The sequence below is a fragment of the Type-A symbiont of Plautia stali genome (genome assembly GCF_059731155.1).
Map to the genome: position 1 here is coordinate 298,784 of NZ_AP035891.1, position 18,273 is coordinate 317,056.

The window sequence follows — 18,273 nt, forward strand, 5'->3', positions numbered from 1 at the left end:
TGGCAGACAGATAAACGCCTGTGGGTTGTGAGGTTAAGCGACTAAGCGTACACGGTGGATGCCCTGGCAGTCAGAGGCGATGAAGGACGTGCTAATCTGCGAAAAGCGACGGTAAGGTGATTATGAACCGCTACAGCCGTCGATGTCCGAATGGGGAAACCCAATGCACTTGTGCATTATCGTTAACTGAATACATAGGTTAACGAGGCGAACCGGGGGAACTGAAACATCTAAGTACCCCGAGGAAAAAAAATCAACCGAGATTCCCCCAGTAGCGGCGAGCGAACGGGGAGCAGCCCAGGACCTGAATCAGCTTGTGCATCAGTGGAAGCGTCTGGAAAGTCGCGCGATACCGGGTGACAGCCCCGTACACGAAGATGCATAAGTTGTGAGTCCGACGAGTAGGGCGGGACACGTGGTATCCTGTCTGAACATGGGGGGACCATCCTCCAAGGCTAAATACTCCTGACTGACCGATAGTGAACAAGTACCGTGAGGGAAAGGCGAAAAGAACCCCGGCGAGGGGAGTGAAACAGAACCTGAAACCGTGTACGTACAAGCAGTGGAAGCCTACTTGTTAGGTGACTGCGTACCTTTTGTATAATGGGTCAGCGACTTATATTCTGTAGCAAGGTTAACCGCATAGGGGAGCCGAAGGGAAACCGAGTCTTAATTGGGCGTTAAGTTGCAGGGTATAGACCCGAAACCCGGTGATCTAGCCATGGGCAGGTTGAAGGTTGGGTAACACTAACTGGAGGACCGAACCGACTAATGTTGAAAAATTAGCGGATGACTTGTGGCTGGGGGTGAAAGGCCAATCAAACCGGGAGATAGCTGGTTCTCCCCGAAAGCTATTTAGGTAGCGCCTCGTGAACTCATCTCCGGGGGTAGAGCACTGTTTCGGCTAGGGGGCCATCCCGGCTTACCAAGCCGATGCAAACTGCGAATACCGGAGAATGTTATCACGGGAGACACACGGCGGGTGCTAACGTCCGTCGTGAAGAGGGAAACAACCCAGACCGCCAGCTAAGGTCCCAAAGTCATGGTTAAGTGGGAAACGATGTGGGAAGGCAAAGACAGCCAGGATGTTGGCTTAGAAGCAGCCATCATTTAAAGAAAGCGTAATAGCTCACTGGTCGAGTCGGCCTGCGCGGAAGATGTAACGGGGCTAAACCATGCACCGAAGCTGCGGCAGCGACGCTTATGCGTTGTTGGGTAGGGGAGCGTTCTGTAAGCCGCTGAAGGTGTGCTGTGAGGCACGCTGGAGGTATCAGAAGTGCGAATGCTGACATAAGTAACGATAAAGCGGGTGAAAAGCCCGCTCGCCGGAAGACCAAGGGTTCCTGTCCAACGTTAATCGGGGCAGGGTGAGTCGACCCCTAAGGCGAGGCTGAAAAGCGTAGTTGATGGGAAACAGGTTAATATTCCTGTACTTGGTGTTACTGCGAAGGGGGGACGGAGAAGGCTAGGTTATCCGGGCGACGGTTGTCCCGGTTTAAGCGGGCAGGTGTGAAGACCAGGCAAATCCGGTCTTCTTTAACACTGAGGCGTGACGACAAGCCGCTACGGCGGTGAAGTAACTGATGCCCTGCTTCCAGGAAAAGCCTCTAAGCTCCAGGTAACACGAAATCGTACCCCAAACCGACACAGGTGGTCAGGTAGAGAATACCAAGGCGCTTGAGAGAACTCGGGTGAAGGAACTAGGCAAAATGGTGCCGTAACTTCGGGAGAAGGCACGCTGGCGCGTAGGTGAAGGGACTTGCTCCCGGAGCCGAGGCCAGTCGAAGATACCAGCTGGCTGCAACTGTTTATTAAAAACACAGCACTGTGCAAACACGAAAGTGGACGTATACGGTGTGACGCCTGCCCGGTGCCGGAAGGTTAATTGATGGGGTTATCCGCAAGGAGAAGCTCTTGATCGAAGCCCCGGTAAACGGCGGCCGTAACTATAACGGTCCTAAGGTAGCGAAATTCCTTGTCGGGTAAGTTCCGACCTGCACGAATGGCGTAATGATGGCCAGGCTGTCTCCACCCGAGACTCAGTGAAATTGAAATCGCTGTGAAGATGCAGTGTACCCGCGGCAAGACGGAAAGACCCCGTGAACCTTTACTATAGCTTGACACTGAACATTGAGCCTTGATGTGTAGGATAGGTGGGAGGCTTTGAAGCGCGGACGCCAGTCTGCGTGGAGCCAACCTTGAAATACCACCCTTTAATGTTTGATGTTCTAACGTAGGCCCGTAATCCGGGCTGCGGACAGTGTCTGGTGGGTAGTTTGACTGGGGCGGTCTCCTCCCAAAGCGTAACGGAGGAGCACGAAGGTTGGCTAATCCTGGTCGGACATCAGGAGGTTAGTGCAATGGCATAAGCCAGCTTGACTGCGAGAGTGACGGCTCGAGCAGGTGCGAAAGCAGGTCATAGTGATCCGGTGGTTCTGAATGGAAGGGCCATCGCTCAACGGATAAAAGGTACTCCGGGGATAACAGGCTGATACCGCCCAAGAGTTCATATCGACGGCGGTGTTTGGCACCTCGATGTCGGCTCATCACATCCTGGGGCTGAAGTAGGTCCCAAGGGTACAGCTGTTCGCCGTTTAAAGTGGTACGCGAGCTGGGTTTAGAACGTCGTGAGACAGTTCGGTCCCTATCTGCCGTGGGCGCTGGAGAATTGAGGGGGGTTGCTCCTAGTACGAGAGGACCGGAGTGAACGCACCGCTGGTGTTCGGGTTGTCATGCCAATGGCACTGCCCGGTAGCTAAGTGCGGAAGAGATAAGTGCTGAAAGCATCTAAGCACGAAACTTGCCCCGAGATGAGTTCTCCCTGACCCCTTGAGGGTCCTGAAGGGACGTTGAAGACGACGACGTTGATAGGCCGGGTGTGTAAGCGCAGCGATGCGTTGAGCTAACCGGTACTAATGACCCGTGAGGCTTAACCTTACAACGCCAGAGGCGTTTTAAGCTGAGAGACAGAAAGAATTTTCAGTTTGTGACGGATAAAATTAGCGGAAACGAAAGATTTTGCGCTGAGGCAACGCAGCATCAGTGAAAAATATTCGTTTCGAGCACCAGAATTTGCCTGGCGGCAACAGCGCGGTGGTCCCACCTGACCCCATGCCGAACTCAGAAGTGAAACGCCGTAGCGCCGATGGTAGTGTGGGGCCTCCCCATGCGAGAGTAGGGAACTGCCAGGCATCAAACAAGTAAAGAAGCCCCGAACCTTCGTTCGGGGCTTTTTTACGTCTGGCGATCGCCAAAAACCTCTCCATAACGACTTATTTAACCCTGAAAAAATTCTAACGCGCTTTTTTCTCGACCTTATTGCTGCTGATCACCGCGCGGCGCTCACGGCTATTGCCGTTCAATGCTGAAACATTTTCATAAACAGCATGAAGACTCGACATCCAGCGGCAGCCAGGCTAATCTCGGGCATCTGGATGTCTAAACGTTTATATGGTTATCAGCACAAGAGGTCAGCAGGTTATGCCAATCAGGATCCCCGACGAATTACCGGCAGTTAATTTTTTGCGTAATGAGAATGTCTTTGTCATGACCTCATCGCGCGCCAGTGTTCAGGAGATTCGTCCGCTTAAAGTCTTGATTCTTAACCTGATGCCAAAAAAAATTGAAACTGAAAACCAGTTTCTGCGCCTGCTCTCTAACTCGCCGCTGCAGATCGATGTTCAGCTGTTACGCATCGACAGCCGTGAGTCGCGCAACACGCCAAGCGAGCATCTGAACAACTTTTACTGCAACTTCGACGATATCGCTAACGATAACTTTGACGGCCTGATTGTCACCGGTGCGCCGCTGGGGCTGGTTGATTTCAATGATGTTGCCTACTGGCCACAGATTCAGCGGGTGCTGCACTGGGCGAAAGAGCACGTCACTTCTACCCTGTTTGTTTGCTGGGCGGTGCAGGCTGCGCTTAACATTCTGTATGGCATTCCCAAACAGACGCGACAGAACAAGCTGTCTGGCGTCTATGAGCATCAGATCCTTCATCCGCACGCGCTGCTGACGCGCGGTTTTGATGATAACTTCTTGGCGCCGCATTCACGCTATGCTGATTTTCCCAGCCAGCTGATTCGTGACTACACCGATCTCGAGCTGTTTGCCGAATCGGAAAGCACCGGCGCCTATCTGATGGCGAGTAAAGACAAACGACTGGCCTTTGTCACTGGCCATCCGGAATATGACGCACTCACGCTGTCGGGTGAGTACCGTCGGGACGACGAGGCTGGCCTGCACCCTGAGGTGCCGTTCAACTACTTCCCGCAGGACAACCCGGAATTGCCTCCGCGCGCCACCTGGCGTAGCCACGGCAACCTGCTGTTCTCCAACTGGCTAAACTACTACGTCTACCAGATTACGCCATTCGATCTGCGCCACATGAATCCAACGCTCGAGTAAAACGCCTGCTAAAAGCGCGTTTAAACCTGCCGTGACAGCCGCGTGTTGTCGCGGCTTTTTTTGTCTTTTTATGATGGAACGTATTGCCTTTATTTCGCGAGATTAAATTACAGTTAAATCAGATAAATTAAATATAAAAATGGAAATAGTTTTTTAAATAAAAATGATTATGCTCTGATCTTGCCGGTTAAAAAACACCCTAAAGCCCGATCCTGTCGTTAGAGAAAGGATCAAACCAAGAGGCAGCCCGCATGACAGACACGGTTATCAGCCCGACACTGACCTTTAGCCAGCCCTTTACCCACGCGGAGAAGCAGCTGCTCACGCCCGAAGCCATTGATTTCCTGCACTCGCTGGTCGTGCGCTTTGCACCCGAGCGCGAGCGTCTGCTGAAAGCGCGTCAGCAGCGCTACGATCAGGGGGCGTTGCCAGATTTCAATTCGGAAACCGCTTCCATTGGGCAAAGTGACTGGCGTGCTCGGCCCGACCAACCGCACCTGCTCAATCTCGCCAGACGTCAACGATCCCGCGTTCCGTAACATCACCTTCAATCAGCTGGTGGACGCGTACCGCGAATCGACCCATGCGCTGATTAGCGGCGGTGCCGATATCATCATGATCGAAACGGTGTTCGATACCCTGAATGCCAAAGCGGCGATCTATGCGGTACAGAGTTAGATGGAAGCGATGGGCGTGACGCTGCCGCTGATGATCTCCGGCATCATTACCGATGCGTCAGGCCGTACGCTCTCCGGCCAGACCACGGAAGGATTCTACAACTCACTGCGCCACGCGCAGCCGCTGTCGTTCGGCCTCAACTGCGCGCTTGGCCCGGACGAACTGCGCCAGTATGTGCAGGAGCTGTCGCGCATTGCGGAAGGCTATGTCAGCGCACACCCCAACGCCGGTCTGCCAAATGCCTTCGGCGAATATGACCTTGATGCGGCGACGATGGCGGCGCAGATTGGCGAGTGGGCGCGCGCCGGCTTCCTCAACATTATCGGTGGCTGCTGTGGCACCACGCCGCAGCACATTGCGGCGATGGCGGCAGCGGTCGAGGGCGTCGCACCGCGGCCGCTACCGGAAATAGCCGTCGCCTGCCGTTTGTCTGGCCTCGAACCGCTCAATATTCAGGCCGATTCACTGTTCGTCAACGTTGGTGAGCGCACTAACGTGACCGGCTCGGCGCAAATTTAAGCGCCTGATTAAAGAAGAGAAGTACAACGAAGCGCTGGACGTGGCGCGCCAGCAGGTGGAAAACGGCGCGCAGATTATCGATATCAATATGGATGAAGGCATGCTGGACGCGGAAGCGGCCATGGTGCGCTTTCTCAACCTGATTGCCGGTGAGCCGGATATTGCGCGCGTGCCGATCATGATCGACTCCTCGAAATGGGAGGTAATTGAAAAAGGCCTGCAGTGCATTCAGGGCAAAGGCATCGTCAACTCCATCTCGATGAAAGAGGGCGTCGAGCCGTTTATTGCGCACGCGCGCGAAGTGCGGCGCTACGGCGCGGCGGTGGTGGTGATGGCATTTGACGAAGTGGGCTAGGCGGACACCCGCGCGCGCAAAATTGATATCTGCCGCCGCGCCTACTGCATCCTCACCGAAGAGGTCGGTTTCACGCCGGAAGACATCATTTTCGACCCCAATATCTTTGCCGTCGCCACCGGCATCGAAGAGAACAACAACTACGCGATGGATTTCATCGGTGCCTGTGAAGACATCAAACGCGAATTGCCGCATGCGATGATCTCCGGCGGCGTCTCCAACGTGTCGTTCTCGTTCCGCGGTAACGAACCGGTGCGTGAGGCAATTCACGCGGTGTTCCTCTACTACGCCATCCGCAACGGCATGGACATGGGCATCGTCAACGCCGGTCAGCTGGCGATTTATGACGATCTGCCGGCGGAGCTGCGCGATGCGGTCGAGGACGTGATCCTTAACCGGCGCGACGATGGCACCGAGTGACTGCTGGCGCTGGCGGAGAAGTATCGCGGCAACAAAGGCGAGGGTGAGCAGGACAAGCAGCAGGCCGAATGACGCAGCTGGGTCGTGGTGAAGCGGCTGGAATATTCGCTGGTGAAAGGCATCACGGAGTTTATCGAGCAGGACACCGAAGAGGCGCGCCAGGCTGCGGCACGGCCGATTGAAGTCATTGAAGGGCCGCTGATGTCCGGCATGAATGTGGTCGGCGATCTGTTTGGCGAGGGCAAAATGTTCCTGCCGCAGGTGGTGAAATCGGCGCGCGTGATGAAGCAGGCGGTGGCTTACCTCGAACCCTTTATCCAGGCGAGCAAAGAGGCCGGCCGCAGCAACGGTAAAATCGTGCTGGCGACGGTAAAAGGCGACGTGCACGACATCGGCAAAAATATTGTTGGCGTGGTGCTGCAGTGTAACAACTACGAAATCATCGACCTGGGCGTGATGGTGCCGGGCGACAAAATCCTGAAAACCGCGCGTGAGGAAAACGCCGACATTATCGGGCTTTCCGGCCTGATTACCCCGTCGCTCGACGAGATGGTGAACGTGGCGAAAGAGATGGAGCGCCAGGGCTTTACGCTGCCGCTGCTGATTGGCGGGGCCACCACCTCGAAAGCGCACACGGCGGTGAAGATTGAGCAGAATTACAGCGGCCCGACGGTTTATGTGCAGAACGCCTCGCGCACCGTCGGCGTGGTCTCTTCGCTGCTGTCGCCCACGCTAAAAGAGGCGTTCGTGACGCGCACGCGTAAGGAGTACGAAACCGTGCGGATTCAGCACGCGCGTAAAAAGCCGCGCACGCCGCCGGTCACGCTGCAGGCCGCGCGCGATAATCATTACGTCATTGACTGGCAACGTTACACGCCACCGGTGGCGCATCGTACCGGCGTCAGCGCAGTGGAGGCCAGTATCGATACGCTGCGCAACTACATCGACTGGACGCCGTTTTTTATGACCTAGTCGCTGGCCGGCAAATATCCGCGCATCCTGGAAGATGAGGTGGTGGGCGAAGAAGCCACACGGCTGTTTGCCGATGCCAATGCGATGCTGGACAACCTCAGCGCGCAGGGTTCGCTCAGGCCGCGCGGCGTGGTCGGTATTTTCCCGGCTAACCGGGTTGGCGACGACATTGAAATCTACCGTGACGAGACCCGGCGCGACGTGCTGTGCGTCAGCCATCATTTGCGTCAGCAAACGGAAAAAAAACGACTTTGCCAATTACTGTCTGGCGGACTTCGTGGCGCCGAAATCCAGTGGTAAAGCGGATTATCTCGGCGCGTTTGCCGTCACCGGCGGGCTGGAGAAGGATGCGCTGGCGGCGGCGTTCGACCAGCAGCACGATGATTACAACAAAATCATGGTGAAAGCGGTGGCGGATCGCCTAGCGGAGGCGTTTGCCGAATATCTGCATGAGCGCGTGCGTAAGGTGATCTGGGGCTATGCCGCCCATGAAAATCTCAGCAACGATGAGCTGATTCGCGAAAATTATCAGGGCATTCGTCCGGCTCCGGGCTATCCGGCCTGTCCTGAACACACCGAGAAGGCACAAATCTGGCAGCTGCTGGATGTGGAGCATCACACTGGCATGAAGCTGACCGAATCCTTTGCCATGTGGCCCGGTGCCGCGGTGTCCGGCTGGTATTTTAGTCATCCGGAGAGTAAATATTTCGCCGTGGCGCAGATTCAGCGCGACTAGGTGGAAGATTACGCGGCGCGTAAAGGCATGAGCGTCAGCGACGTGGAGCGCTGGCTGGCACCGAATTTAGGGTATGACGCGCATTGATGAATTGCCGGCGCAGAGCGCGCGCAATGAAATGCGCCATATTGTTTGCGCAATAAATTGCGCCGCTACATAGCGAGCTGATGACGGCGATGCCAGCAGCAAAATCGCTGGAGCGCGAGGATATTCTGGTGCAGATGGCCAACTATCCGCTTAACGTCGAAACGCTGATTACCCACTGCGTCTATGAAGGGGATGCTGCGCGGCGGCTGGTGCGGCTGGTCAGCGTGCAGTATCAGCATCTGTCGTACCTGATCCCGACGCTCACCGCCATTGAATCGCGCCTGAATCTGCTGGCGCAGCAGCAGATCCGTTTTCCCGATTATGTCGCGACGGCCTTTCAGCAATTTTTACAATGGCTGAACGGCGATGCGCAGCAGCCGGTGCGCGATCGCCTCACCGGCGCTCAGGAGCAACTGCAGCAGGCCTGGCGCAAAGGGCGACTTAACAGTGAAGAGAGCATTTTGCTCATCGGCCTGCTGGAACGGTTACTCAACTTTGTCCGTATTGCCGATGCTTACCATAGTGTCAGCGAGCGCGTCAGTGACTGGACGCCAGCAGTGAAACCGGGCAAAGCGTCACGCGCGCATAAACATGTCGATAAAGGCCTGCTGCTGCTGTCTTGCTTTACTGCCTTTATTGCCACCTTTGCCACCTGCCTGTTCTGGATTGGCAGCGGCTGGCGTGATGGTTCAACCGCGCCGATGAAGCTGTTTCTGAAGGGCGTACTGATCTCCATGGCGATCAGCCTGATTTACGTCACGCTGCTGATTCCGCAGGCGGTGACGTTTGAAGCGCTGGTGATTTGCCTCGCGCCGGGATTGTTTGATTTAGGGCTGGTGATTGCCAATCCATCCACCAACCTGATCGGTCTCATCGTCGCTACGCAGATCCCCGGTTTGATTGGCATGAGCCACCATTTCAAACCCGATTTGCAGCTTATAGTGAATGCCATGATCTCCACGCTGGTGGGAATTGCCGTTGCGCTGGTGCTGACGCTGCTGATTCGCAACAAACGCCCGGCGTGGACGGCCACGCGTGCGCTGCGCAAAGGCATTCGCGATCTGCTGCAGTTAATTACCGCGCTGCGCATGAACACCGCCACGCTGACGGCGCGGCAGCAATTTGTCGCACGCACGCTGGACAGAGTAAACGTGATTCTGCCGCGTAAACGCGTCGATCCGGCACCGGAGCTGGTGGCGGGCGGTAACCTGATTGCGGAGGCCTGGCTCGGTGCTAACTGCTATGACTATTACACCCGTCATCGGCACCTGCTGCTGGCGAACCAGATAGAAAGCGCGGCCATGTTTCACGAGCTGAGCCAGTTTCTTAAGCAGCGGCTGAAAACGCTGGACAGCACGCCGTCGCCTGCGCTGCTGCATGAGCTTGATGTGTTGCTGCTGCGGCTGGAGGCGGCGGCGCAGCAGGAAAATGCGCTGTTTGCGCCGCTGTTTCATTTGTTTAATATCCGTCTGTCGCTCTATCTTGGCGCGCGCTGGCCCCAGCCGCTGGCACCGCAAAACCGCACATAGTGTGATTAAGATCGCAATTTTTGTTATGTCGGTAATAATAACAATGGTTACTATAACTCCCGTGCTGAGCATTCAGCTCTGACCCAAACATTGAAGGAATATGACCATGAAAAACGTAAAAACTCTGACCATCGCTGCTGTTGCTGCTCTTTCTATGATCTCTTTCGGTAGCTTCGCCGCTGAAAGCATCTCCGTTCACGGCAGCACCCTAGATAGCGCTGAAGCCCAGGTTGCCGCTCAGGCTAAAGCGAGTGGTGCAGACAGCTACAAAATCACCAGCGCCCGCGCAGACAACGGCGTGGACATGACTGCTGAGCTGTACAAATAATAACAATCCCTTTCTCCGTTAACGTGCTTAGCCCGGGTTATCCCGGGCTTTTTTGTGCCTGCGATGCGGTTCAGCGCCGCCACGCTTTCAAGCCGGTGTCGAATAACGTACAGTGCCAGACGAGCTAATTTCCCCGGGGAACGGTAACTGATGAAAATGATTGGCCTGATTGGCGGCATGAGCTGGGAATCCACCGCGCTCTATTACCGCATCATCAATGAACAGGTAAAGCAGCAGCTGGGCGGATTGCACTCGGCGCGCAGCCTGATGTACAGCGTCGATTTTCAGCAGATTGAGAAATTGCAGGTCGCCGGTGAATGGCAGCAGGCTGGTGAAATCTTGGCCGTAGCCTGGAGAAGGGCGGGGCGGATTTCATTGTGCTGTGCACCAACACCATGCACAAAGTCGCCGATCACATCACCGCGGCTACCCGCATTCCGCTGCTGCATATCGCCGACGCCACGGCACAACGTATTCGTCAGGCCGGCGTGAAACGCGTTGGCCTGCTGGCCACCGCGTTCACCATGGAGCAGGAATTCTATAAAGGCCGCCTTGAGCAGCAATATGACATCGAGGTGCTGGTACCGGACGCCACCGGACGTAAAACGGTGCACGACATTATTTATCAGGAGCTTTGCCTCGGCGTGATCCGTGAAGAATCACGCGCGCAGTACCGTGACATCATCGCTCAGCTGGTGGCACAAGGGGCTGAAGCCATTATCCTTGGCTGTACCGAAATCACGCTGCTGGTAAAAGCGGAGGATGCGGCAGTGCCGCTGTTCGATACTACATTAATCCATGCGCAGGACGCGGCGAAGCTGGCGCTGGTAAGAAATAACTAGCATGCTTAATTATAAGCTGTGTTATTATGTGTTCATTGAAGGCACAACGCCGACCCGCATGGTCGCACAGGGATGTGCCAGAACTGGCTTCCAGTATTGGCAGCCTTTTTTGTGGCTGAAAAAGCGTCAGAACGCTGTTTCCAGTGAATCGGTGACGTAATATTCATCATCCACTAACGGTAAATAGCGCCACTTATCAAATGGGGTACAGGGATGGGAAATGCCGCAGCCAATCCAGTCGCCCGGTTGCAGCGGATCGTCCGCCGGTAACTGCAAATAAGCGTGCTGATCGTTGACGTCAGTGATGCGCAAATGCGTGGCCGCGCGCGGTGCGCTGCCGTCCGCCTGACGAATCCACAGCGGATTGGGCAGATCCTGATCGAACGGCACATCGCGCCGGCCAAAATCGACAAAGGCCAGCCCCGGCTCCGGACGCGACAATACCCGCCCCCAAATCTCCAGTGCGGCGCTGAAATGGTGCGTTGCACCCGGCTGCGCAAAGGGGTCAATGCGTGCATACAAGCCGCTGTCGTGTGCCATGTACGCACCGGATCGAATCAGCGGCGTGACCGGCAGCGGCAACTGTGCCGCGCTGAAACAGGCCGAGATCACATCGAACCACGCGCCACCACCGGCGCTGAGAATAATCGCCTCGCTGGCAAACAGCTGGTGTTCAGCCAGCAGCGCGGCGGTCGCGATCATCATCTCGCAGTAATCCTTCACGCGCTGCACGCCTGCGGCATCGCGACCGGCCCCCAGTGCGCCTTCATAACCGGCCACCCCCACCAGCTGCAGTGAGCGGCTGTCATGGATTGCCTAGGCGATTTCCAGCGCGGCCTGCGGCGAGCGACAGCCGGTGCGGCCGCCGCTGACCGACATCTCCAGCAGCACGGCAATCTGCGCGCCGCCGAGATGCTGCTCAAGCAGTTTTACGCCCTGCAGCGAATCCACATAACAGAGAAAGCCGTGATCGGGATGCTGCTGTTGCCACTGGTCAATCCAGCGAATCCCGGCGGGATCCACCAATTCATTGGCGAGAAACACGTTGCGGATGCCAAACTGGCGCAGCGCGCACACCTGGGCCGGCGTCGCTGCGCTCAGGCCCCATGCGCCGCCTTCACTGACGGCACGGCGCAGAATCGCCGGCGACATCGAGGTTTTGCAGTGTGCAGCCAGCATCACGCCGTTCTCCTGGCAGAACGCCGCCAGTTGCCGCAGGTTATTCTCCAGCGCCGATTGTTTCATCAGCATCAGCGGTGAAAAAACTTCAGGACTATTAAACACCGGCGTGCCGTTAGCCAGCGGCTGATTGCCCGTTCCGGCCACCGATTTAAAACGCAGTGCGGGTTGCAGCGCATCCAGCGCGCCGTCGGCCTGCAAAGGGAAGTGAATCGACATCCTGCCTCCTGTTAGTGTTCAAGCACGCGCGACAAAAACTGCTGGGTACGCGGATTCTGCGGATTAACAAAAATCTGCTCCGGCGAACCCTGTTCGGCGATCACCCCCTGGTCCATAAACACCACGCAATCGGCCGTTTTACGCGCAAAGCCCATCTCATGCGTCACCACCACCATGGTCATGCCTTCTCGTGCCAGACTGCGCATCACTTCCATCACTTCACCAACCAGTTCGGGATCGAGCGCGGAGGTGGCTTCATCGAAGAACATGATTTTCGGCTCGACGGCCAGCGCGCGGGCAATCGCCACACGCTGTTGCTGCCCGCCGGACAGCTGAGCCGGATAGTGATGCGCGCGCTCAGCCAGGCCAACGCGCGTCAGCGCCGCCATGCCGCGTTTGTTCGCTTCCGCTTCGAACAGCTTCTGCGCTTTGATCAGCGCCAGCGTCACGTTGCCGAGTGCGGTTTTATGCGGGAACAGGTTGAACTGCTGAAACAACATGCCGACGTGGCCGCAAATTTCACTGCTGCGTTTACGGTCGTGCAGCGGTACTTCATTGACCCAGATTTCGCCGCCGTCGGCGGTTTCCAGACCACTCATAATGCGCAGCGCGGTACTTTTTCCCGAGCCGGAGGCGCCAATCAGCACCAGCACTTCGCCCGGCGACACGTCCAGGCTGATCTCTTTCAGTACCTGGGTTGCGCCAAAGGATTTGGTAATACGGCTCAGCGTAATGGCGGATTTGCTCATGATAACTGGCTCCTGGTTTGATGATGTTGAACCCAACGGGAAAGCGGAAAGCAGACAGCGAAGTAGAGCAGGGCGACCAGGCCGTAAACCACCACCGGCTGGCCGATGCGATCGACAATCGCCTGCCCCTGGTGCATCAGCTCCGACATGCCGATCATGCTGACAATCGACGTATCTTTGATCAGCGAAAGATACTGGCCCACCAGCGGCGGCAGCACGATGCCGCGCGTTTGTGGCAGCACTACGCTGAGAAACGTCTGGCGTTTTGATAATCCCAGGATCCACGACACTTCCCACTGCCCTTTCGGCACGGCTTCAATGCCGGCCCGGAACACTTCAGCAATGTAAGCGCCCTGATAAATGCTCAGGCCCAGAATGCCAGCGGCGAACAAATTGATTTCATAACCAAAATAGGCCACGCCGAAGTAAATGAACATCAGGGTGATCAGCACCGGCGTGCCGCGAAACAGCTAGGTGTAAAGCACGGCAATTTCTCTGGCGATCGGCAGACGGCTGGTGCGAAGCACCGCGGCCAGTAAACCGAGCAGTGTGCTGCCGGCGATAGCGGCGATGGACAGCAGTAACGTGATGACCACAGCCCTTTCAGCAGGATTGGCAGCGAGCTGATGATGAGTTCGCTCGTAGCGCATTCTCCCGTTTCACTGGATTAATCAGCCATTTTTTTGCCCACCGCCAGCCGGACTTTTTTACCGGCGTCACTAGCGGCGGGTGGAACAGCCTGCGTCCGGCCACGGTGCCAAGCCATGAAAACAGGTTGCTCAGCACCAGATACACCAGGGCAACGACGCTGAAGGTCTGGATATAAAGCAGGGTGCGCGCGTTAATCACCGTGGCGGTGCCGGTCAGCTCCGGCAGTGCGATCGCCGAGAGCAGCGACGTACCGAGCAGCAGCTGAATTAGGTTATTGATGATCGCCGGCCAGACGGCGCGAGCAGCCTGGGGCAGCACCACGCTGAGGAAAATCTGGTGGCGCGGAATGCCCAGAATATACGCCGCTTCCAGCTGGCCCTTCGCCACGGACTGAATACCGGCGCGGAAGGTTTCCGACAAATAGGCACCAACGTTAATCCCCAGTGCCAGCACCCCGGCGGTAAAGGCGCTCATGGTGATACCGAGCGACGGCAGGCCAAAAAAGATGATAAAAATTTGCAGCAGCACCGGCGTATTGCGGATGAATTCAACATAACAGTGGCTGATCCAGCGCAGCGGCGCCAGCGGTGAAGATTTCGCCAGCGCGGCCAGCAGACCGAGCGCCACCGCCAGCGCGAACGCCAGCAGGGTAACCTGCAGCGTGAGCCACGCGGCCTCCAGAAAGGTGTCGGCGTAACGCCACAGGGTTAGCCATTGATAACTCATGGTATGACTCCTTCAGGCGGCGCAGCCTGTGCGACTGCGCCGTGGGCGGACAATCAGTATTGCGGATTCAGCGGATAACGCGGTTTGCTGCCGAACCATTTCTCATACCGCTGGGCGTTCTCACCGGATGCGTTGATTTCAAACAGGAATTTGTTGAGGTAATTGGTCCATACCTGGTCGCCCTGTTTCACCCCAAAGGCGTTGTACTCCAGCGGTACCAGCGCTTCGTTGGTCACGGCCAGTGATGGATCGAGCTTCGCCTGGTAAGCGAGGAAGTTGTTATCCTCGATCATCGCATCGGCCTAGCCCTGTTTGACGGCCAGAATCGCGGCCTGGGATTAGTCGTACTCCTGAATTTTCACGTCGATGCCGAGATTGCGCACTTCGTCGCCATTGGTCGAGCCTTTCACCGTGACAATGGTTTTGCCGGCCATGTCATGCGCAGACTGAATGCCGCTGTTTTTGCGTACCAGCATTGCCTCACTGGCCACTACGTACGGATTGGTGAAGCCAATCTCTTTGGCGCGTTCCAGATTGCGGGTAAAGTTACAAAACACTACATCGACTTTGTTGGTTTGCAGGTTAGGGATGCGGTTAGCGCTGGTGGTGTTCACCATTTCCAGCTTCACGCCCATCTCTTTGGCCAGCGCTTTCGCTAGGTCAACGTCGTAACCATCCGGGTTGCCGTCTTTGTCATAAAAACCGAACGGTGCGAAGCCCAAGCAGTCACCGACGCGCAATGTGCCGCGCTGCAGCACGGTTTGCAGCGCCGACTGTGGCGCTGCGCCGGCCTCTTTTTTCTCTTCGGTGGGCGTACAGCCTGCTATTGCCAGCAAGACCAGCGCACCGGCCACGGTTTTGGCACTTAATTTCAGCGATGTTGCATTCATCTTTATGCTCTCTTTAAATGTTTGACGAGACGGCGTTATTCCGCATCACCCGTTTAATAGACGATCGCCAGCGCAGCGGCCGCACCGCGTATTTCGGGTTATTTTATTGAAAAAGCAAATGCATTGATTAATATCAGGCTGGCCTGGTGTTGGCGAAGAAAATGAACGTCGCAGCTTGGTTGAACGGTATTAATTATTTACGGTCGGCGCGGAAACATTTCATGTCCACTTCGACTTTGCAGTCGACCATTGAATCCTGCACGCTACAAATACGCGCCGGTGGATGACCACTGAATATCTCACTGAATACTTTGTTGAAAGAACTGAAATAACGCGCGTCGGTCAACACCGCCGTCACATGGACCACATCCTCCACGCGATAACCCGCTTCGCGCATGATGGTGAGACAGTTGTCGAACGCTAATTGTGTCTGTTCGATGATGCTGCCCTCTACCACTTCGCCGTCGCGCATCGGCGTCTGGCTTGAGATATACAGCCAGCCATCGGCCTCAACGGCGCGGGTGAACGGCAATTTTTGCCCGCCGGTACCGGTACCGCCCTCAATGCCATAACGTTTGATCGTCATGTCTTTCTGCTCCTTTGCACACTACTGTTTCTGTCTGATATGTCAGACTTATATCTGCAATACTGGACGTGGCGAGATTTGCACAGCTGTTGCTTTTTTGCAATATGGCAATCGGCAATTAATTTTTGGCCGTGCTGGTGCGATCGCAAAATAAAATCCAATGCTTGAGTGTTTTGAATGGAAATGTGACCGCTATCGAATTTAACAGCGAAGCTCATCCTTTTTATGCGCCACAATGGGGCGCGAAAATAGCGCATGATAAATAAAGTCGCCTGAAAGATTTTTATTATTGCGGGGATGGGTAATTTCGTTTGCCGGGTGTATCATGCAGCTCTTTTTAAACGCAGATGAGTAGCACCATAACGACAGGGGAGTGAGCGTATGCCGGATGAAAAAACGTCCCGGGCACGCGGTGTTGACCGGGTTATTGATATTTTTCGCCAGCTGCATATCGCGCGTCAGCCTATGGCGATGCGGGATTTAATCGAAGCGACCGGTGCACCGCGCTCCAGTATTTATGAGCTGGTCAGTTTGCTGAGTGAAGCGGGTCTGGTTGAGCTTGATGCGGAAGGTGCCGTGTTTTTCGGTCGTGAAATGCACTATTACGGTGCGGATTACATGGCCCACAACGATCTGATCCGTCGTGCACATCAGCTTATGGTTGAGATCGTGGCGCGTCATGGCGAAACCGTTCAGCTGTGTATGCTGGAAGGTAACAAATACACCGTGGTACTGTCGGAGAGCAACGCCCATCCGTTTAAGATCACCTCTGATATCGGCGTACGCGTGCCGATCACCTGGACGGCGACCGGTCGTTTGCTGCTGAGTAACTGGTCGGACAGCGCCATTCTCGACCTGATTCCGGAGGAGGATTATCGGCTGGCCAGCGGCCAGATTCTCGATAAGCAGACCTTCCTCGAAGAGATTCACCGTGCCGGGCAGCTGGGCTATTGCATGACCGAAGGTCTGTCCGAAAGCTTTACCTGCTGTATGGCTGCACCGATTCGCTCGCGCAGCGGCCAGGCGGTCGCAGCGATCTGCTTTATGGTCAGCCGTGATACCCCTGCGGAACGCCGACAGATGCTGCTGCAGGAACTGATCGCGTCAGGGCAGAAATTGTCTGATTTCACCTGAATCGTTGCTTCGCTACAGCGTAATGCGGCGGGCTCCCGGCGCCGTATTATTCGCTTACAATCGCGTACCGTTGGGTTTATTTTGCCGTGATTAAGGTTGTGTTAAGGTAATTGATAATAATAACTATTTCTTTTACCACGGAGTTTTGGCATGAAAACGCGCCTGTTACTGGCAATGGGGATTCTGGTCTCAACCGCAGCCTGCGCGACTGACTATCCGCTCACCGTCACCGACATGGATGGTCACACACAAACAATCAGCAAAGAACCGCAGCACATCATTCTGCAGGATGGCCGCGATGTGTTGACTCTGGCGCTGCTCGATCGCGACAATCCGTTTAAACGCGTCGTGACCTGGAACAACCTGCCGAAAAAGCAGGATACGCAAACCTGGGATATGCTGAAGCGCCGCTGGCCTGAAGCGACAAAAATTGTCGATATGGGCTTTAGCGATCAGGGCCAGGTTAATCTGGAAAGCGTGCTGGCGCAGAAACCGGATCTGATGATTGCGCAGCTGCGCGCTAAGCCGGCGCTGGAACAATCCGGTGTGTTAAGCACGCTGAACAACCTGCATATCCCGGTGCTGTTCGTCGATTATGAACTGCATCCGGCACAAAATACCGCCCCGAGCGTCACGCTGCTGGGCAAAGTGCTGAACCGCGAAAGCGAAGCCAAAGCCTACACCGATTTTTACCAGCAGCGCTTCGACCGCATCACGCAAGCCGTTGCGAAGGTCAAAAACAAACCCACGGTATTTATCGAACCCATTGCCGGTAACAGCGATAACTGCTGCTTTACCCACAGCCATAATGGCTGGGGTGGTCTGGTAGAAGCGGTCGGCGGCAAAAATATTGGTTCGGCACTGCTGCCAGGGAATGCCGGCTTTGTCGCGCTGGAAAAAATCATCGCGATGAAACCGGACGTTTACATCATGACCGGTTCAAAGCGGCCAAACAGCAACGTGCTGCCGTTTGGTTACGGCGTGCAGCCGCAGGAAGTGCGTGCCACGTTCCAGACGTTATTGCAGCGCACCGGGCTGGCACAAATCGCGCCGGTGAAGCAGGGGCGCGTGTATGGGGTGTATCATCACTTCTACAATCATCCGTACAACATTATCGGCATGGAAATCCTCGCGAAGGATCTCTATCCGCAGCAGTTTGCCGATCTCAAACCGGTGGCGGATTTCCATACCCTCGTGAAAACCTTCACTCAACTGCCGGACGATGCCATCGAACTGAGCTATCCGGACAACCAGTAATTGCCC

General features: G+C 55.7%; 8 protein-coding genes, 2 rRNA genes and 6 pseudogenes. 10 read left to right on the plus strand and 6 right to left on the minus strand.

What is annotated here, in order from left to right; translation table 11 throughout:
• The first annotated feature begins 31 nt into the window (after positions 1 to 31).
• The 8 genes and pseudogenes from AC6I8M_RS01595 to AC6I8M_RS01630 all read left to right on the plus strand — a co-directional run bounded on the left by AC6I8M_RS01595 (position 32) and on the right by AC6I8M_RS01630 (position 10,876).
• Positions 32 to 2,937: ribosomal RNA gene (locus tag AC6I8M_RS01595) — 23S ribosomal RNA — on the plus strand.
• A gap of 138 nt (positions 2,938 to 3,075) precedes the next feature.
• Positions 3,076 to 3,191 (plus strand): 5S ribosomal RNA (gene rrf, locus AC6I8M_RS01600).
• Positions 3,192 to 3,480: 289 nt separating this feature from the next.
• The gene (gene metA, locus AC6I8M_RS01605; protein ID WP_498013640.1) at positions 3,481 to 4,410 is read left to right on the plus strand and encodes a homoserine O-succinyltransferase MetA; all 930 of its coding nucleotides are present in this window, start codon (positions 3,481 to 3,483) and stop codon (positions 4,408 to 4,410) included.
• Positions 4,411 to 4,661: 251 nt separating this feature from the next.
• Positions 4,662 to 4,892: pseudogene (locus AC6I8M_RS01610) on the plus strand (malate synthase A); the annotation flags it as partial.
• Positions 4,876 to 8,177, plus strand: a pseudogene (metH, locus tag AC6I8M_RS01615) (methionine synthase); the annotation flags it as partial. The pseudogenes AC6I8M_RS01610 and metH, both read left to right, overlap by 17 nt.
• 80 nt (positions 8,178 to 8,257) lie before the next feature.
• A complete protein-coding gene (locus tag AC6I8M_RS01620) occupies positions 8,258 to 9,706 on the plus strand; it encodes an FUSC family protein (RefSeq protein ID WP_022548231.1) in 1,449 nt (482 codons plus the stop codon).
• Between the two features lie 106 nt (positions 9,707 to 9,812).
• Positions 9,813 to 10,034, plus strand: coding sequence for a YdgH/BhsA/McbA-like domain containing protein (locus AC6I8M_RS01625; protein ID WP_010615756.1), 222 nt, complete (start codon positions 9,813 to 9,815; stop codon positions 10,032 to 10,034).
• 150 nt (positions 10,035 to 10,184) lie between these two features.
• Positions 10,185 to 10,876 (plus strand): annotated as a pseudogene (locus AC6I8M_RS01630) (aspartate/glutamate racemase family protein).
• Between the two features lie 126 nt (positions 10,877 to 11,002).
• Here AC6I8M_RS01630 and AC6I8M_RS01635 read toward each other — a convergent pair.
• The 6 genes and pseudogenes from AC6I8M_RS01635 to AC6I8M_RS01660 form a co-directional block, all read right to left on the minus strand.
• Positions 11,003 to 12,274: pseudogene (locus AC6I8M_RS01635) on the minus strand (alanine racemase).
• A gap of 11 nt (positions 12,275 to 12,285) precedes the next feature.
• Positions 12,286 to 13,023 carry an amino acid ABC transporter ATP-binding protein gene (locus tag AC6I8M_RS01640; RefSeq protein WP_498013641.1) on the minus strand — a complete coding sequence of 246 codons (738 nt, stop codon included), beginning with the start codon at positions 13,021 to 13,023 and terminating at the stop codon, positions 12,286 to 12,288.
• Positions 13,020 to 13,654: pseudogene (locus AC6I8M_RS01645) on the minus strand (amino acid ABC transporter permease). The gene AC6I8M_RS01640 and the pseudogene AC6I8M_RS01645 overlap by 4 nt, the downstream one beginning before the upstream one ends.
• Positions 13,627 to 14,400, minus strand: coding sequence for an amino acid ABC transporter permease (locus AC6I8M_RS01650; RefSeq protein ID WP_498013642.1), 774 nt, complete (start codon positions 14,398 to 14,400; stop codon positions 13,627 to 13,629). Before AC6I8M_RS01650 ends, AC6I8M_RS01645 begins: the two are co-directional and overlap by 28 nt.
• Positions 14,401 to 14,453: 53 nt before the next feature.
• Positions 14,454 to 15,290, minus strand: a pseudogene (locus AC6I8M_RS01655) (ABC transporter substrate-binding protein).
• Positions 15,291 to 15,483: 193 nt separating this feature from the next.
• Positions 15,484 to 15,876: a RidA family protein gene (locus AC6I8M_RS01660; protein WP_498013643.1), complete on the minus strand. Its 393-nt coding sequence runs from the start codon at positions 15,874 to 15,876 to the stop codon at positions 15,484 to 15,486.
• Between the two features lie 381 nt (positions 15,877 to 16,257).
• Between AC6I8M_RS01660 and AC6I8M_RS01665 the strand changes: the two genes are divergently transcribed.
• The gene (locus AC6I8M_RS01665) at positions 16,258 to 17,010 is read left to right on the plus strand and encodes an IclR family transcriptional regulator (protein WP_010615761.1); all 753 of its coding nucleotides are present in this window, start codon (positions 16,258 to 16,260) and stop codon (positions 17,008 to 17,010) included.
• Between the two features lie 150 nt (positions 17,011 to 17,160).
• Positions 17,161 to 18,267 (plus strand): ABC transporter substrate-binding protein, encoded by a 1,107-nt coding sequence (locus tag AC6I8M_RS01670; protein ID WP_010615762.1) that lies wholly within the window; start codon positions 17,161 to 17,163, stop codon positions 18,265 to 18,267.
• Positions 18,268 to 18,273: the final 6 nt, after the last annotated feature.